The organism is Mesorhizobium sp. M8A.F.Ca.ET.202.01.1.1 (assembly GCF_004791595.1).
In the GTDB taxonomy this organism is placed as follows: domain Bacteria; phylum Pseudomonadota; class Alphaproteobacteria; order Rhizobiales; family Rhizobiaceae; genus Mesorhizobium.
In genome coordinates this window covers 392,998-408,689 of sequence record NZ_SRUN01000003.1, presented here as the reverse complement: position 1 = coordinate 408,689, position 15,692 = coordinate 392,998, and the positions used below count along the sequence as shown (strand labels likewise).

Here is a 15,692-nt window from a genome sequence, read left to right as displayed (position 1 = left end):
GGTAATGGCCGAAGCCGAGAACACCATGGCGATCACGGCGAGGGCCGCCGCGAAGCGCAAGGTCGCCACCCTTGCCTTCTGGTCGATCGTGATCGCCTTTGTCGTGCTCGCGCTGAAAGCCGCCGCCTGGTACATAACCGGATCCGTGGCGCTCTATTCGGACGCGCTGGAATCGATCGTCAACGTCATCGCCTCGGTCGCCGCCTTCTGGGCGATCCAGGTCAGCTACAAGCCGGCCGACCAGGATCACCCCTTCGGCCACCACAAGGCCGAGTATTTCTCGGCCGTGCTCGAAGGCGTACTGATCGTGCTCGCGGCGCTTTTGATCCTGAACGAAGTCTGGCGCTCCTGGCAGGCGCCGGCTCCGCTCGAACAGCCTTGGAAAGGCCTTGCCGTCAACGGCGTCGCCACCGTCATCAATGCCTTCTGGGCCTGGGCGCTGATCCGCGTGGGCCGAGCCGAAAAGTCACCGGCGCTGGTCGCCGACGGCAATCACATCATGACCGATGTGGTAACCTCGATCGGCGTCTTCGGCGGCTTGGTCGGAGCAATCCTGACTGGCTGGCAAATCCTCGACCCGGCACTGGCCGTCATCGTCGCGCTCAACATCCTGTGGCAGGGCTGGCATGTCATCGGCTCGTCGATGAACGGCCTGATGGACCGGGCCGTCGGCACGGCGGAGCACATGCGCATCCGCGACATCATCTCGGCCAATTGCAAAGGCGCGATGGAGGTGCACGACCTCAAGACCCGCATCGCCGGCCGCGCCACCTTCATCGAATTCCATCTGGTCGTCGACGCCGACATGTCGGTCGGTGCCAGCCACGTCATCTGCGATCGCATCGAGGACGCGCTGAAGGCCGAACTCCCTTCGGTGCGGGTGACCATCCATGTCGAGCCGGATGATGAGGCAAAACTGCCCAAGGGTACGACGGCGGTGCCGTTCGCCTGAGGCGGTTCACCAAGTCTCGATTGAGAGGCCGTTGATGCGCTCGAATTCCCGGACGTTGCGGGTGATCAGAATGAGGCTTCTAGCGCGCGCCTGCCCGCCAATGAGCGCATCATAGGGGCCAATTGGCGTCCCCAACGCTGCAAGCGTTGCCCGAATCTCTCCGGCATGCCTCGCGTCCTCTCGATCGAATTCAAGCACCGGGAATTGCAAAGCTTCGATGCGCGCCAGATTTTCAGCTCTTCTCTGGCTCCTTTCGGCACCATAGTACAGTTCATGTGCCACGATCGCCGAAAGCGCAAAATCCTGCGGCGTGTGCTGTTTCAGAAGCGCGAGTAGACTCGCGTCACCTTTGATGACGGCAATAACGGCGTTGGTATCAAGCAGATAGATCACTTGAAGATGTCGTCCAAGGCAGGTCTATCCTGCCCCTCCTGCCGTTCCAGCGCCGCTTCGACAAAATCCTCGTCGACTGGTCCGATCACCTGGTCAAGCCACGCCCAATCCTGCACGAGTGGCTCAAGTATGACAGTATGCCCATGGCGACGGATCGAAACCTCGTCCGTTTCGAAACGAAACTCTTTGGGCAGACGCACAGCTTGTGACCGGCCCGACCAGAACACCTTTGCCTTGTCCATCATGCCATCCTCAAATGAGATATAGCAAAGATATATCCCTTCGCGGCATTGTAGACAAGCCCGTGCTTACGGCGCACACGCCGATTGCGGCATCGCCTCCAGCCGATAGACCTTGTCATCGGACTTGGTTTTGCCGTCGGCGGCTTTCGAGCACAGGTCGACGATTGCAATGCTGCTGTTGGGATTGGCCAGCATGATAGTGCCGTTGGCGCCGCGCTTGAGGAAGATTTCCTTTTGCGCGATGTCGCACGAAAAATCGCTCATCTTCGAACTCGCGGCGCAACGCCACTGGTCGGCCTCGCCCTGGCAGGAATAGGTCTGCGTGACCTTGGCCCCCTTCCGCCGTGTCGTGACCGAGACGGCGATGTCGGCGCCGTCGGGCCAGTTCGCGACATCACCGCCCGAGGCGTAGGAAGCGAGTTCCACGGACCCGCGGAACACCCGGATCGACTGCGTCAACTGATCGGGATGCGAACTCATATGCGCTGCATCATAGTCGCGCCCGTAGCAGAAGGCCTGATCGGGTTTGAACCGCTCGCGCAACGGCGGCCCGAGCGCCGGGTCGATCGGATCGATCCGCGCGAACTCCGCCTTGCAGGTGGCGACCGGCATCGGATCGAGGCGGAAATTGTCGTCTTCCGAACCGAGCGCCTGCCTGACGTATTCCGCCTTGCCGAGTTGCTCCTCTGAGTCCGGATCGAGGTAGATATCGGACGACAGGTCCGACAGGATCAGCCGGCCCTTGTCGTCGACCTTCAGCGACGCCAGCGTACGGTCGCAATCCATGCCGCAGCGGATCGGGCCCGATTTGTCGTCCTCGGACTCGTGATTGCACCAGCCGCCGGCCCATTCCGGCGCCTTGGCGCCACGCACCGTTGTGGTGAGGAAGCCATTGTAGGACGTATCCGAATTCGCGTTCGGTTCCTCATTCGGACGGCTGACCGGATCATGGCCGTAGTAGAAGAAGATCCGCGCCACTTTCTGCTTCGGATGCGCCTTGAGGTGCGCCGCGTCATAGACCCGGCCGAAACAGGCGTCCGCCCCGCTGGGGCTGAGTTCGGTGAGCTTGAGCGCATCCTCGGCAAAAGCAGAACCCACAAGTCCGGCAAGCAGTATGGCGCCAAGTCCGGCGCTGGCGAACGTCTTCCATTCCCTGAACGCCATGTGCCCCCCTCCTCCGCATCGACAGGACGTAAGGTCAATTTATGCTAGTATTGCGGCAGCGGCCACGCAAATCGCGCTGCGCCGGCAAGCCAGGGAGGGGACGCCATGCGCCGACGCGACATGTTCCGGGCGGCTCTCGCCGGACCCGGAACGCTTCTCGGCCTGCGGGCGGTCCGGGCGGCAACCACCGAGCCTGCCAGGCTGAAGGTCGCCTATCACCTCAGCGACCTCGACAAGGTCAATTTCGTGCTCGGCAACATCAAGAACCATTATGAGGGCACCGGCGGCAACGTCGAGATCGCGCTGGTCGTGCATGGTCCAGCCCTTGCTGGCTTCAGGTCGAAGGGCATATCGGCGGCGATTTCGGGGCGCTTTGCCGGTCTTGTCCAGCAAGGGCTCGACCCGCATGCCTGCGGCAACACCATGCGCGGCATGGATATCACGCTCGCCGACCTGCTCGACGGCTTCCATGCCGCCGACCAAGGCGGCGTCGTCAAGCTCGCCGAACTGCAAAGCCAGGGCTATGTCTATCTCAGGCCTTGAAGCGGCACTGCCTTGAATGCAAGGGTGGCAAGACCCGCCAAGAATCTCGGAAATCCCCGGAGGAACAGCAGTGCCCCAGACAGCCCCTGGTCTTGTCATCCCCGATCTCGCCGGTAAGGCGGTGCTGGTCACCGGCGCCTCGACCGGTATCGGCGCGGCGCTCGCGCTCGCCTATGCCGAGCAGAAATGCAAGGTGGCGCTGCACTACAATTCCAGCCGCGACGCCGCCGAGAACCTCGGCCAGACCATTCGCGACGGCGGCGGCGAGGTCTTTCTTGTCCAGGGCGATTTTTCTCTTCCCGCCGATGTCGAACGCGTCGTCGAGGACAGCGCGCGACATTTCGGCCGCCTCGACGGGCTGGTCAACAATGCCGGCGGCATGCTTGGCCGCATCCCCTATGCCGAGCAGACCGAGGCGCATTACGACGCGGTGATGGACCTCAACGCCCGCTCGGTGCTGACCGCCTCGCGCAAGGCGATGCCATGGCTGAAGAAACAGGGCGGCTTCATCGTCAACACCTCGTCGATCGCCGCGCGCAATGGCGCCGGCGGCGGCGCCGGCCTTTACGGCTCGGCCAAGGCTTTCGTCTCCAACGTCACGCGCGGCATGGCCAAGGAACTGATCGGCTTCGGCATTCGCGTCAACGCCGTGGCGCCGGGCACCATCCTCACTCCCTTCCACGAACGCTATTCGACCGACGAGCAGATGAAGGGCATGGTCGCCACCATTCCGCAGGGCCGCGCCGGCACGGCGCAAGATTGCGTCGGCGCCTATCTGTTCCTCTCATCGGACCTGTTGAGCGGCTACATCACGGGCCAGGTGATCGAGGTCAATGGCGGCCAGTTGATGCCTTGACCAGCGACCGGCATACTGGACACACTCCTTTCGCGCCAACCCTGGGGGAGACGACGACATGTACGGACTGATCGGCAAGATGCGGGCGGCGCGCGGCCAACGCGACGCTGTCATGACTGTGCTGCGCGAGAGCACCGGCGCCCTGCCCGGCTGCCTGAGCTATATCATCGCCACCGACCCGGCCGACGCCGACGCGATCTGGGTGACCGAAGTGTGGACCGATCAGGCAAGCCACAAGGCCTCGCTGCAGCTTCCGGAAGTCCAGGCGGCCATCGCCAAGGCGCGGCCCTTCATCGGCGGCTTCGAGTTCCAGGTGGAGACGCATCCCGTCGGCGGCTTTGGGTTGGCTGAGGCCAAAACCGGCTGAGGCGCCGGGACCTGCTTTTCCGGTACGCCGGGGTTCGCATTTTTCGCATCCCGGTCTAAGACCAGAGCATGGATTCCGCGGCCGAGCAGCCACCTCCCGACCAGCCCGCCGTCGAGCGCATGACGCGGCTGGGCAAGCCTTGGCAATGGCTGATCCTGCTGGTTATCTCCGCGCTGTTTGCCGGTGCGCTGGAACTCGCCGCCTTGCCGGCGGCGCTGCTGATCGGACCGATGCTGGCGGCCATCGTCGCCGGCACCAATGGCGCCACGGTGCGTGTGCCGCGCCTTCTGTTCGGCTCCGCCCAGGCTATCGTCGGCTGCCTCGTCGCGGCTTCGATCTCGGCCGATATCTTTCCGGTCTTCTACAAGGAATGGCCGCTGTTCCTCGGCGTGGTGATCGCCACCGTCGCGGCCTCCAGCCTGCTTGGGTGGCTGATCAGCCGCTGGCGCATCCTGCCCGGCACCACCGCCGTCTGGGGCTCGTCGCCGGGGGCCGCCACGGCCATGGTGCTGATGGCCGGCGCCTTCGGCGCCGACCAGCGCCTGGTCGCCTTCATGCAGTATCTGCGTGTCATCTTCGTGTCGATGACGGCAGCCCTCGTCGCCAAGATGTGGGTCGACACCTCGGGCATCGAGGTCCCGCCCATCGTCTGGTTCCCGGCGATCGACCCGCAACCCTTCGCCGCCACGATCGGCATGGCAATCGTCGGCGGCCTGGCGGGCAGGCTTTGCCGGCTGCCCTCGCCCTTCTTCCTCGGCAGCTTCATCGTGGGCACCGTCATCCATCTTGGCCTCGGCGTGCCGATGCAATTGCCGCAATGGCTGCTGGCGGTCAGTTACGCGATGGTCGGCTGGTCGATCGGCCTGAACTTCACCAGGCCGATCCTGCGCCATGCGGCACGCGCCCTGCCGCAGATCATCGCTTCGATCATCGCACTGATCGCTTTTTGCGGCGGCCTTGCCTTCCTCATCAGCCATCTCGCCGGCATCGACCCGCTGACCGCCTATCTGGCGACCAGCCCCGGCGGCATGGACAGCGTCGTCATCATCGCCGCCGCCGCGCACAACGTCGACATCTCCTTCGTCATGGCGCTGCAGTCGGCGCGTTTCCTGATCGTGCTGCTCGTCGGCCCGAGCATTGCGCGGGTGGTGGCCAGAAGCATCAGGGAGTGAAAGCCCGGCACCGGGCGATGTTACCGCGCCGCCGCGAGCCGTTCGGGAAGGAAATCGACGAAGACGCGCACCTTTGGCGACAGATGGCGATTGGAGGGCCACAGCATCCGGAACTGGCCGCGGCCGTCGATATGGTCGTCCAGCACGGTACGCAGTTTTTCTTCGCGCAGCGCCTCGCGCACCAGGAAATCGGGCATGCAGGCGATGCCAAGACCGGCGATCGTAGCGCCTTTCAAGGCCTCCATGTTGTTGCAGGTCAGCATCGAACGGATCAGCGGTTGCGCGCTCCCGGTAATGAACGGCCAGTCCAGCAGCCTGCCGCTGTTGAGATAGCGGAAGTTTATGCCGAAGTGCCCGATGAGATCCGCCGGCACGCCGGGTATGCCATGGCGCTCGAGGTAGGAAGGCGCCGCGCATAGCAGCATGCGAAAGGGCGCAATGGGTTTCGACACCAATCGTGAATCGGGCAGCTCGCCGCTGCGGATCGCGACGTCGATACCTTCCTCGATGACGTCGACGATCCGGTCGTTGAAATCGATGTCGAGCTCGATCTCGGGAAACCGCGCCATGAACTCCGACAGCACCGGCAGCAAGAGATGATAGGTGACGATCGGGGTCGAGACGCGCAGCCGCCCGCGCGGCGTCTCCCGTGTCCGCGACAGCATCGCCTCGGCATCATCGATATCGTCGAGGATACGCCGCACGCGCTCGTTGAACAGCTTGCCCTCTTCCGTCAGGCCTATCCGCCGCGTGGAGCGCTGCAGCAGCCGCACGCCGAGTTCCTGTTCGAGCCGCGCGACACTTTTGCCGACCGCGGAAGCGGAGATGCCGAGCGCCCGGCCGGCGGCGACGAAGCTGCCGAATTCGGCGGTGCGGGCGAAGGCCAGAAGGCCGCTGAGGCGATCCATCAAACGGCTCCATTCGAGCGTTTCAGTCCGTTATGTCGAGATATTTGATACCATTTTTCCGGAGCCGTCGCCGACCTATCTTGGTCGCATGACCGGGCGCCGCGATTGCGCGGCATGCCGGCACAGACTGCTCAGATAGGAAAATCCATGACCTTGAAGATCACAATCGGCCCGGCCGAGAGATGGCTCGTGCTCTTGTCCGTATGCCTTGCCGCCATGACGATGCCCCTGACCTTCACCGGCCCGGCCGTCGCGCTCTCCCGCATCGCGGCCGATCTCGGCGGCAGCCCGATCGCGCTCAACTGGGTGACCAACGCCTTCATGCTGACCTTCGGCGCCAGCCTGATGGCGGCGGGCGCCCTGGCCGACAATCATGGCCGCAAGCGGATCTTCCTCGTCGGTCTCGCCCTCTACATCCTCGCTTCGCTCGGCGCGATGCTGGCGCCCGACATCGCCTGGTTCGACGTCTTCAGGGCCGCGCAAGGGCTGGGCAGTGCCTTGGCCTTCGCCGGCGGCGCCTCCGCACTTGCCCAGGAATTCGAGGGACCATTGCGGCTGCGCGCCTTCTCCTTACTCGGCACCAGTTTCGGCATCGGGCTGGCCTTTGGCCCGATCGCTTCCGGCCTGCTCATCGCCGCGTTCGGCTGGCGGTCGATCTTTGTTCTGGTCGTGGCACTCGCGGTCGCCTCGGCGATCCTCGGCCTGCGCACCATCAGGGAATCGCGTGACCCGGATGCGACCGGCCTCGACTGGGCGGGCGCCGGCACCTTCACGGTGGCGCTGGCCTCGCTCACCTATGGCGTGTTGCAGGCGCCGCAGAGCGGTTGGGCCGATCCTCTGGTGGTAACGCTTCTCGGCGTTACCGTCCTTTGCTTTGTGCTGTTCGTCGTCGTCGAGCGGCGCGCGCGCCGGCCAATGCTCGATCTCACCCTGTTTCGCTTTCCTCGCTTCGTCGGCGTCCAGTTTCTTGCGGCGGCGCCCGCCTATGGCTTCGTGGTCCTGCTTGTGCTTTTGCCGATCCGCTTCATCGGCATCGAGGGGATGAGCGAGATCAAGGCCGGGCAATTGATGATCTGCCTCTCGGGGCCGTTGCTGGTCCTGCCCTTGCTCGCCGGCCAGCTCGCGCGCTGGATCGCTCCGGCCACCATTTGCGGCGTTGGCCTGCTCGTCGCGGCGGCTGGCTTGGTCTGGCTGAGCCTGACGCCATCGATCGACGTCGCGCTGGTCGCGCCGCTGATCCTGATCGGCGTCGGCATCGCCTTGCCCTGGGGATTGATGGATGGCCTGGCCGTCAGCGTCGTGCCAACGGAGCGCGCCGGCATGGCGGTCGGCATCTTCAACACCACGCGTGTCGCTTGCGAGGGTGTGGCACTGGCCATCGTCATGGCGACGCTGTCAGGCTTCACCGCAGGGCAGCTCGCCGCTCGAGGCGCTGCGCCGTCCAGCGACGCGGCTGCCGCGGCGCAATTGCTGGTGACCGGTAATGTCGGCGGAACCGCGCAACATTCGCCGGCGGCCGGCGCCGCCGTTCTGGTCGAGGCCTACGAAACGGCGTTCGACAGGCTGCTGATCGTCCTGGCGGCAATCACCATCGTCACCGCCCTTGTCGTGTTCCTCGGCCTGCGCCGAGGATCCGCGCCCGAACACGAAACCGTACCGGTGCCGGCCTGCCAGGAAGGGTAGGTGCGGCTGATGACAAGGCAAGCGGCGGATGGGCTCTGGTGTGGTCATTCATGCGCGCGCAGGTGCAGTGAGATTCAGGTCAGGCTGAGTCGAAAATGGTGGCTTCCGAGAACCGGAGCGGAGCGTACTTAAAGTACGTGAGCACAGCTCTATTGCGACGCAATAGAGCGGGGAAGCGCAGGAAGCCGCCATTTGCAGGCCAGCCTCACCTGAATATCAATGCACCTCAATCCAGCCTGTGCATCAGATCATCATCCAGCCAGCGGCCGAAGAAATAGACCAGTTGCTTGTGCCACCACGGCCAGTCATGGCTGACGTCGCCGCCCCAATAGTCGACCCAGGCGGGAATGGACTTGTCGCGCAGGATCTGTTCCAGCTGGCGCGTCTCGACCAGCATGCGCTCTTCCCAGGCGCCCTGCCCGCAGCAGAAGATAAGCCTCAGCGCCTTCAGCCGCGCCAGCAATTTCGGGTCGACGATGCCGGGCAGATAATCGAGCGGCGAGTTGTAGAAGATGTCGCCGTCGAGCGCCTTGCCGAAGAAATCGCGGGCCGAATAGACACCCGACAGCGAGATGACGCCGCTGGCGAGTTCGGGAAATCGGAAGACGAAGTTCGAGGAATGGTAGCCGCCCATCGAACAGCCTGAGAACAAGGGCTTCAGCCGCCGTCCGCCATTGGCCTGCGCGGCGGTTTCCAGGAATTCCGGCAGCGCCTCCTCTCGCACATAGCGGAAATAGGCCTCGTGGCGGGCGATGCGGTGCGCGGGGTCGGCACGCTTGTCGAAGAAGGATTCCGAATCGATGCCGTCCACCGTGAACAACTGGATGCGGCCGGTGTCGATGAATTCGGCGAGCGCGCCCACCCCGCCGGAATCCTCGAACTGGTAGAACCGGCCCTGCGAGGTCGGGAACACCACGACGGGCCGGCCGGCATGGCCATAGCGCTTGTACTCCATGTCGCGGCCGAGATTGCGGGCGAAAGCCTTGTGATAGGAAATGTCCATGTCCTCAAGCCTTTTCCGCGTGGATATAGGCAACCGCCTCGCGCAGCTCCGCCTGATCCTTCGAGCGCATCTGGTAGGCGTAATCTCCCATGGCGCGGCTGAAAACCTTCTCGATGGCCTGATGGTGGACGATCTTGTCGCGGTGCGCGGCTAGCACGTCCGCATGGCTGTGCAAATAGTCGAGGTGGCGCTTGCGGCTGGCATAGGCGGTGAAATACTTGCCTTCATAGGGGCCGCCGGCTGCGTCCCTCACGACCATGTCTGCCCAGGCCGCATAGACGTCGATGTCGAACGTGTAGTTGATCGCGTCGGTCATCCAGGCGCCGGGCGGGCGCATGTTGACCTCCAGAGCGATGATGCGGTCGTCCCTGGTCTCGAACAGTTCGATGTGGAAAAAGCGTTCGCGCACGTCGAATGCTTTCAGGATCTTGCCGCCGGCCTCCTCTACGACAGGCCTGATCCGGGGAAAGCAGGTGTAACTCATGTGGCGGTCCTTGTTGACCACCTCCATGACGCTCTGGTCGTAGCGATGGCTGGCCGCCAGCACCACCTCGCCGTCGCGGTTGACCAGCCCGTCATACGTCACCACCAGCCCCTCGATGAACTGCTCCATGACGAAGGTCACATCCTCCGGCTTGTCCCGGAAGAACTGGTCGAGCTCTTTCGCATTCGAGATCTTGAACGTGTTCGAAGCGCCGGAGCCAGAATCCGGTTTTACCACCACGGGATAGCCGACGCGGCGGATGAAGGTCATGGCGCCGGCCCGGTCGGAGCATTTGCGCTGCGCGATGGTCTCGACGCCGCTCTTGCGGAAGAAGGCGCGCATGCGGCTCTTGCGCTTCAGATTCTTCACGAAATCGAGCTTGGTGCCGTAGATGTTGAAGTCGGTGCGGATGTTGGCTTCCAGTTCCAGCCAATGCTCGTTGAGCGATTCGAACCGGTCGATGCGGCCCCATTTGTGGATGAAATGTCCGATCGCCCGGAACACCGCATCGTAGTCTTCCATGTCGGCGATACGGTAATATTCCGAAAGCGCTGCCTTCAGCTTGCCGTCCAGAGCGTCAAAGGGTGCGTCGCCAATCCCGAGCACGGTCGCGCCGGCCTTCTTCAGCCGGTCGCAGAAATCGGCGCCGTTGGCGGGAAAATGCGGCGAGAAGAACACGAAATTCATGGATGACCCCTGCCGGCGGCACCCCGCCACCGTTCAAGTCTGGCGCATTTGCAGCGCGCGGGGAAGAGCATCCGCGTTAGGGATAAAATTCGACCGGGCCGGCCCCGCTTGCCTCCAACAGGCCGCTCCTGTATGAGAGCGGCCATGAACACGCGCGCCACCACCGCTTCCCGTCAGACCGGCTTTGCCGGCGAGACCGTTCGCGCGCTTGCCTCGACCCTGCTTCTTCTCGGCCTTATCGGCGATCGCCGGGTTCGCTGAAGGAGCGCCCGGCGGTCGAACCGCCGCGCAAGCGCATGCTCCTTGGCAAATCATATCAAGCGAACGAAAATCTGGTAAAGGCGCCGCTTGGCACCACATCCGCCTGAAAGGTGGACCGCCAGCCGCCGGGAGAAACGACGATGAACGCACGAGAAGACATCCGCGCCAGCGAGGCCGCGACCGGCAAGCAGGTCGGCCGGGGCATGCCGGACGCAGCCCGAAAATACCAACCTTATCCTACGGTCGGTCTCACCGACCGGACCTGGCCCTCGAAGGTGATCGACAAGGCCCCGATCTGGTGCTCGGTCGACCTGCGCGACGGCAACCAGGCACTGATCGATCCGATGGGCCACGAGCGCAAGGCGCGCATGTTCGCGCTGCTGCTCGACATGGGTTTCGAGGAGATCGAGATCGGCTTCCCGTCGGCTTCGCAAACTGACTTCGACTTCGCCCGCTGGTGCATCGAGGAAGGCAATGTGCCGGCCGATGTGTCATTGCAGGTGCTGGTCCAGTGCCGGCCCGAACTGATCAGCCGCACCTTCGAGGCGCTCAACGGCGCCACCAACCCGATCGTGCATTTCTACAACTCGACCAGCGAATTGCAGCGCCGCGTCGTCTTCGAGAAGGATGTCGGCGGCATCAAGCGCATCGCCACCGACGCCGCCAAGATGATCACCGACATGGCGGCCAAGGCGGGCGGCGGCTACCGTTTCGAATATTCGCCGGAGAGCTTCACCGGCACCGAACTCGAGGTCGCGCTGGAGATTTGCAACGCCGTCACCGAGATCGTCAGGCCGACGCCTGACAACAAGCTGATCATCAACCTGCCGTCGACCGTCGAGATGTCGACGCCCAACATCTATGCCGACCGCATCGAGTGGATGTGCCGCAACCTCGACGCCAGGGAAAACCTGATCATCTCCCTGCATCCGCACAATGACCGCGGCACCGGCATCGCCACCACCGAACTCGGTCTGATGGCTGGTGCCGACCGCGTCGAAGGCACGCTGTTCGGCAATGGCGAGCGCACCGGCAATGTCGACATCGTCACCCTGGCGCTCAACATGTACACGCAAGGCGTCGATCCGGGCATCGACTGCTCCGACATCAACCGGATGAAGGACGTCTATGAATATTCGAACCAGCTGAAGATTCCCGAGCGCCATCCCTATGTCGGCGAACTCGTCTACACGGCCTTTTCCGGCTCGCACCAGGACGCCATCAACAAGGGCATGAAGGCGCTGAAGAAGGCCAACACGCCGCACTGGGAAGTGCCCTATCTGCCGATCGACCCGGCCGATGTCGGCCGCAGCTACGAGGCGATCATCCGCATCAACTCGCAATCGGGCAAGGGCGGCATCGCCTATGTGCTGCAGGCCGATTACGGCCTCAATCTGCCGCGCAACCTGCAGATCGAGTTCAGCCAGGCGATCCAGGCGATCACCGATGCCGAAGGCAAGGAGGTTCCGGCCAAGCGCATTTACGAGCGCTTCCTGGAGACCTATGTCGACCAGCCGGGCGCGCGGCTGAAATTCCTCGACCACCACACCTATCCCGATACCGAGGTCAAGGGCCGGCGGGTGATCGAGGCGGTCATCCTCGACAATGGCAAGGAAGTGACGATATCAGGCACCGGCACGGGCCCGATCGACGGCTTCGTCGATGCGCTGTCGCGCCATGTCGGCGTCGACATGTCGGTGCTCGATTATTCCGAGCACTCGTTGCAGCGCGGCTCGAACGCGTCGGCCATCTCCTATGTCGAGATGGAATATCCCGGGGGCAAGCTGTTCGGCGCCGGCATCAACACCAACATCGTCGCCGCCTCGCTGGAAGCGGTGACGTCGGCGGCCAATCGTATCGTCGGTCGCAAGGCGCGGTAGCATCGGCCGGTCGGCGGCGCCGGAGGCAGGAACAGCTCTCCGCGCCGCCACTTTTTCAAGCCCGCAAAAGGCTCTGGCCTCGACTGGCCGATGCCGACTCTCACGACCATGCCGTGGCTTATACCGGCAGGGCCGTTAACCACCAGAGTATTCTCCGGTGAGGTACGCGATCGCATAATGGGTGCATACTTGTGTGCCGGTGCGGGAACTATATGATCGCGCCTCAACCTGTGCCGACTTCGAGAGGATCGACACTTGCAGCATGCCACGCCTGCCGCCCCCGCAGTGCGCGAGACACTAGAGCGACTGCTTGCCAGCGAAACGTTCGGACGATCCGAGCGTGCACGCAAGCTGTTGCGTTATCTTGTCGAGCGCGAACAGGCAGGCGAAGCCGACCGGCTCAAGGGCTTTTCCATCGCCATGGATGTCTTCGGCAAGGATGGCGATTTCGATCCTTCGACCGACGCGGTGGTACGCGTGCAGGCGGGCAGGCTACGCGAGCTGCTGCAGCAATATTTCGCCAATGAAGGCGTCGCGGAGCCGTTTCGCATAGCGATACCGCGCGGCAGCTATGTCCCGGCCTATGAGCTCAACGCGATCCGCTTGCCGGAACCTGCGAAACCCGCCGAGCAGATCGAAGCCGTAGCGGCACCATCCGAGCCCCCCGGTGATGCCATTGCCGCCGCTGCATTGCTGGCACCGGCGGCGGCGCCGGAGCCCTCGGTGGCACGCCATCTCCGGTTCTTCTGGATGGCGATCGCCGTGGTCATAGCCATGCTCGGCGTTCTGATATTGCGTCAGGGAAGCGGTGCGCTGCTGGCAGGCAGCGACCTTGCGACCACGCTCGAGACCGCGGGCCTGACCGGCAGCATCGCGCCGTCCGCCGCCAGCGAGGCTTTGCCGCTCGTCTACATCGCCGTCAAGGCCAGTGGCACGGATGCCAGCCGTGTCGCCGCAACGCTGCGTGCCGGACTGAGCGGCTTCGATACGATCGACTTCATCGGTCGCGACACCGTCAACAAGACCGATCCGGTCGCTAGCGCGACGAGCTTCATCTTCGATATCCTGCCTGGGCCGGATACGGGTGACATCACGATCGAACTGCAGAGCGTGGCGACCGGACGGGTGCTTTTGTCGCGCAACCTTACCGCCGCCGACAGCGCGCCGACCACCGTCGAGAGCCGTATAGCCGGCATCTTGACGTCCGCTCTTCCCGCTTCCGGCATGATCTACAGCTATCTCGAACAGAGCGGCATACAAACCGCCCTCACGCAGTGCCTGACGCTCAACGACAAATATTATCTCGACCAGAACGCCAGGACCCACGAGGCCGCCTATCGCTGCCTCGAAACCCTCGCCGAAAATGGCGCCAAATCACCATTGGTCTATTCGGAAATCGCCTCGCTCCACCTGGAGGCCGTGAACGACCACTACGCCTATCCGCCGGATGCCACGATCGAGAAGGCGATGACATTCGCCCATCGCGCCGTGCAGATGGGGCCGACCAGTCCCTACGCGCATCGTTCCTACGGCTACATCAATTCCCGTCTTGGCAACGCCGACGAGGCGCTGCGCTGGATGCGCAAGGCCTATGACCTCAATCCCTACGATCTCGCCATGGCCGCCGCTTATGGCTACGGGCTGATTTTCGCCGGCCGCTATGCCGAGGGGACGCCGATCCTGGCCCAGGCGGTGGACGCCTCCAGCGGTCATCCGACATGGTGGGATTTTGGACTTTTCGCCGGCGAACTCATGCTTGGCGACACGAACAAGGCCGCGATCGCCAGTTCCTCTTTGAGAACAACCGCAACGAAGTCGCACTATCTTGCCGCCCGGCTGATCGGTGCCAAGATCGCCGGTCAGGACAATCTGGCGCGCAAGCTGGTCGACGAGCTGACCGCCAAATTTCCGAAATTCGCCGCCGACCCGCGCGCGACCTTCATCGACCGGAAATATCCGCCCGATCTGACCGAGCGGCTGGTTGGAGCCCTGCGCGCGGCAGGCCTCGGCAACGCGAGCTGACGTCCTCCGAACAGGACTGTTTGGACCGATCGAATTGTTGGCCGCCGAAAGCAGGTGGCAAAGTCCCGATATGACTGATTTGCCGGCTTTGTCACGCGAACTCGCGAGATCGGGAGGTCGCAAGCGCCAGTCGTCGTGAAAATTTTACTGGCCATCGTTCTGGACAAGGGGCAAACCAGCCGCATTTCTCACCTTGCCGTTCCGCAATAAAGCTCTCAGATTTCATGATCGCATCGCTTCACGTCGCCGAACAGGGTGCTGGCTCGAAGGCCATCGTCCTGCTGCATGGTTTCGGCGGCTGCCACGATATTTGGCACGACGTGATCCCGGCGCTGTCGCCTTCGGTACGCACACTCGCCTATGATTTGCCGGGGCACGGGCTGTCGCTCGATTTCCCCGGTGCCGGCCCGGCCAAGCTGGCGGCAAGGGCCGTCCTGGCCGATCTCACCGCGCGATCGGTAAAGCGCGTTCATCTGGTCGGCCACTCGATGGGCGGCGCGGTGGCGGCGCTGATGGCACTGGCCGAGCCCGAGAAGGTGGCGTCGCTGACACTTCTGGCGCCTGGCGGCTTCGGCACCGAGATCAACGGTCCGCTGTTGCGCCGCTTTGCCGCCGCAAGGGACCCATCCGACATCCAGGCGTGCCTCTCGGCGATGTCGGGACCACAGACGCGGCCCATCGATCACGCCGTGGACGCCCTTGGGGACATGCGCGGGCGGCCCGGCCAGGTCGAGAAACTCATCGAGATCGCTGCCGCCATGACCAGCCAAGACCGGCAGGGCGTCATCCCGCGCGACCGGTTGGAAACACTGACCATGCCGGTGATGGTGGTCTGGGGAAGCGATGACCCGATGCTACCCTCTAGCCATACGGACAATCTGCCCGTGCAATTCCATGTGCAGCACGTCCCGGGGGCTGGCCATATGCTGATCGAGGAGGCGCCCGAGCTGATCGCCACGATCATCCGGCGCAACATGAACCGCCGCGCCAGGCCCTTGCGCCCGAAATTAGCCGCGACCGGCTGACAGGGCCAGCGCGACACCGCACGGGCGCCTCGCCGCCTTGATCGCGCCAG

The 15,692-nt window shown here is 63.7% G+C and carries 15 protein-coding genes; 9 read left to right on the top strand and 6 right to left on the bottom strand.

Translation table 11 applies throughout. The annotated features are described in order from the left end of the window. Nucleotides 1-4: 4 nt before the first annotated feature. The gene (locus EN845_RS09915; RefSeq protein ID WP_127278957.1) at nt 5-952 is read left to right on the top strand and encodes a cation diffusion facilitator family transporter; all 948 of its coding nucleotides are present in this window, start codon (nt 5-7) and stop codon (nt 950-952) included. 6 nt (nt 953-958) lie between these two features. Here the strand turns inward: EN845_RS09915 and EN845_RS09910 are convergent, their stop codons facing one another. The 3 genes from EN845_RS09910 to EN845_RS09900 all read right to left on the bottom strand — a co-directional run bounded on the left by EN845_RS09910 (nt 959) and on the right by EN845_RS09900 (nt 2,751). Beyond that, entirely contained in the window at nt 959-1,345 is a 387-nt protein-coding gene (locus tag EN845_RS09910; protein WP_127278956.1) for a type II toxin-antitoxin system VapC family toxin, read from the bottom strand. After that, nucleotides 1,342-1,587, bottom strand: a complete 246-nt coding sequence (gene vapB / locus EN845_RS09905) for a type II toxin-antitoxin system VapB family antitoxin (RefSeq protein ID WP_127278955.1) — start codon at nt 1,585-1,587, stop codon at nt 1,342-1,344. Before vapB ends, EN845_RS09910 begins: the two co-directional genes overlap by 4 nt. Nucleotides 1,588-1,653: 66 nt before the next feature. After that, nucleotides 1,654-2,751 (bottom strand): hypothetical protein, encoded by a 1,098-nt coding sequence (locus tag EN845_RS09900; RefSeq protein WP_127869795.1) that lies wholly within the window; start codon nt 2,749-2,751, stop codon nt 1,654-1,656. A 105-nt stretch (nt 2,752-2,856) separates the two neighbouring features. On the opposite strand from EN845_RS09900, the gene EN845_RS09895 reads away from it, so the two are divergent. The 4 genes from EN845_RS09895 (at nt 2,857) to EN845_RS09880 (ending at nt 5,689) form a co-directional block, all read left to right on the top strand. Beyond that, nucleotides 2,857-3,294 (top strand): DsrE family protein, encoded by a 438-nt coding sequence (locus EN845_RS09895; protein ID WP_127869796.1) that lies wholly within the window; start codon nt 2,857-2,859, stop codon nt 3,292-3,294. 70 nt (nt 3,295-3,364) lie between these two features. Then, on the top strand, nt 3,365-4,150 hold the full coding sequence (locus EN845_RS09890; RefSeq protein ID WP_127869797.1) for an SDR family oxidoreductase: 786 nt from the start codon (nt 3,365-3,367) through the stop codon (nt 4,148-4,150). A 58-nt stretch (nt 4,151-4,208) separates the two neighbouring features. Next, nucleotides 4,209-4,517, top strand: a complete 309-nt coding sequence (locus EN845_RS09885; protein ID WP_023770344.1) for a putative quinol monooxygenase — start codon at nt 4,209-4,211, stop codon at nt 4,515-4,517. Between the two features lie 68 nt (nt 4,518-4,585). Next, a complete protein-coding gene (locus EN845_RS09880; protein ID WP_127869798.1) occupies nt 4,586-5,689 on the top strand; it encodes an AbrB family transcriptional regulator in 1,104 nt (367 codons plus the stop codon). A 20-nt stretch (nt 5,690-5,709) separates the two neighbouring features. On the opposite strand, the gene EN845_RS09875 is transcribed toward EN845_RS09880, so the two are convergent. Beyond that, complete coding sequence (locus EN845_RS09875) at nt 5,710-6,597, bottom strand: LysR family transcriptional regulator (RefSeq protein WP_127869799.1); 888 nt, start codon at nt 6,595-6,597, stop codon at nt 5,710-5,712. A gap of 147 nt (nt 6,598-6,744) precedes the next feature. Between EN845_RS09875 and EN845_RS09870 the strand changes: the two genes are divergently transcribed. Continuing rightward, nucleotides 6,745-8,280, top strand: a complete 1,536-nt coding sequence (locus EN845_RS09870) for an MFS transporter (RefSeq protein WP_127869800.1) — start codon at nt 6,745-6,747, stop codon at nt 8,278-8,280. A 226-nt stretch (nt 8,281-8,506) separates the two neighbouring features. On the opposite strand, the gene EN845_RS09865 is transcribed toward EN845_RS09870, so the two are convergent. Further along, nucleotides 8,507-9,283, bottom strand: coding sequence for an alpha/beta hydrolase-fold protein (locus EN845_RS09865; protein WP_127278818.1), 777 nt, complete (start codon nt 9,281-9,283; stop codon nt 8,507-8,509). A 4-nt stretch (nt 9,284-9,287) separates the two neighbouring features. Next, nucleotides 9,288-10,454: an ATP-grasp domain-containing protein gene (locus tag EN845_RS09860; RefSeq protein WP_127869801.1), complete on the bottom strand. Its 1,167-nt coding sequence runs from the start codon at nt 10,452-10,454 to the stop codon at nt 9,288-9,290. A gap of 401 nt (nt 10,455-10,855) precedes the next feature. Between EN845_RS09860 and leuA the strand changes: the two genes are divergently transcribed. From leuA to EN845_RS09840, 3 genes are all read left to right on the top strand, one after another. Next, a complete protein-coding gene (gene leuA, locus EN845_RS09850; protein WP_127869802.1) occupies nt 10,856-12,595 on the top strand; it encodes a 2-isopropylmalate synthase in 1,740 nt (579 codons plus the stop codon). A gap of 255 nt (nt 12,596-12,850) precedes the next feature. Beyond that, nucleotides 12,851-14,617 (top strand): hypothetical protein, encoded by a 1,767-nt coding sequence (locus tag EN845_RS09845; RefSeq protein WP_127869803.1) that lies wholly within the window; start codon nt 12,851-12,853, stop codon nt 14,615-14,617. 224 nt (nt 14,618-14,841) lie between these two features. After that, nucleotides 14,842-15,642, top strand: coding sequence for an alpha/beta fold hydrolase (locus tag EN845_RS09840; RefSeq protein ID WP_127869804.1), 801 nt, complete (start codon nt 14,842-14,844; stop codon nt 15,640-15,642). Nucleotides 15,643-15,692: the final 50 nt, after the last annotated feature.

What these genes read in the sequence shown, in the direction of transcription:
- EN845_RS09895 (WP_127869796.1), top strand. Translation starts at nt 2,857, where the DNA reads ATGCGCCGACGCGACATGTTCCGGGCGGCTCTCGCCGGACCCGGAACG.
- leuA (WP_127869802.1), top strand. Translation starts at nt 10,856, where the DNA reads ATGAACGCACGAGAAGACATCCGCGCCAGCGAGGCCGCGACCGGCAAG.
- EN845_RS09900 (WP_127869795.1), bottom strand. Translation starts at nt 2,751, where the DNA reads ATGGCGTTCAGGGAATGGAAGACGTTCGCCAGCGCCGGACTTGGCGCC.
- EN845_RS09915 (WP_127278957.1), top strand. Translation starts at nt 5, where the DNA reads ATGGCCGAAGCCGAGAACACCATGGCGATCACGGCGAGGGCCGCCGCG.
- EN845_RS09870 (WP_127869800.1), top strand. Translation starts at nt 6,745, where the DNA reads ATGACCTTGAAGATCACAATCGGCCCGGCCGAGAGATGGCTCGTGCTC.
- EN845_RS09880 (WP_127869798.1), top strand. Translation starts at nt 4,586, where the DNA reads ATGGATTCCGCGGCCGAGCAGCCACCTCCCGACCAGCCCGCCGTCGAG.
- EN845_RS09840 (WP_127869804.1), top strand. Translation starts at nt 14,842, where the DNA reads ATGATCGCATCGCTTCACGTCGCCGAACAGGGTGCTGGCTCGAAGGCC.
- EN845_RS09885 (WP_023770344.1), top strand. Translation starts at nt 4,209, where the DNA reads ATGTACGGACTGATCGGCAAGATGCGGGCGGCGCGCGGCCAACGCGAC.
- EN845_RS09860 (WP_127869801.1), bottom strand. Translation starts at nt 10,454, where the DNA reads ATGAATTTCGTGTTCTTCTCGCCGCATTTTCCCGCCAACGGCGCCGAT.
- vapB (WP_127278955.1), bottom strand. Translation starts at nt 1,587, where the DNA reads ATGGACAAGGCAAAGGTGTTCTGGTCGGGCCGGTCACAAGCTGTGCGT.
- EN845_RS09865 (WP_127278818.1), bottom strand. Translation starts at nt 9,283, where the DNA reads ATGGACATTTCCTATCACAAGGCTTTCGCCCGCAATCTCGGCCGCGAC.
- EN845_RS09875 (WP_127869799.1), bottom strand. Translation starts at nt 6,597, where the DNA reads ATGGATCGCCTCAGCGGCCTTCTGGCCTTCGCCCGCACCGCCGAATTC.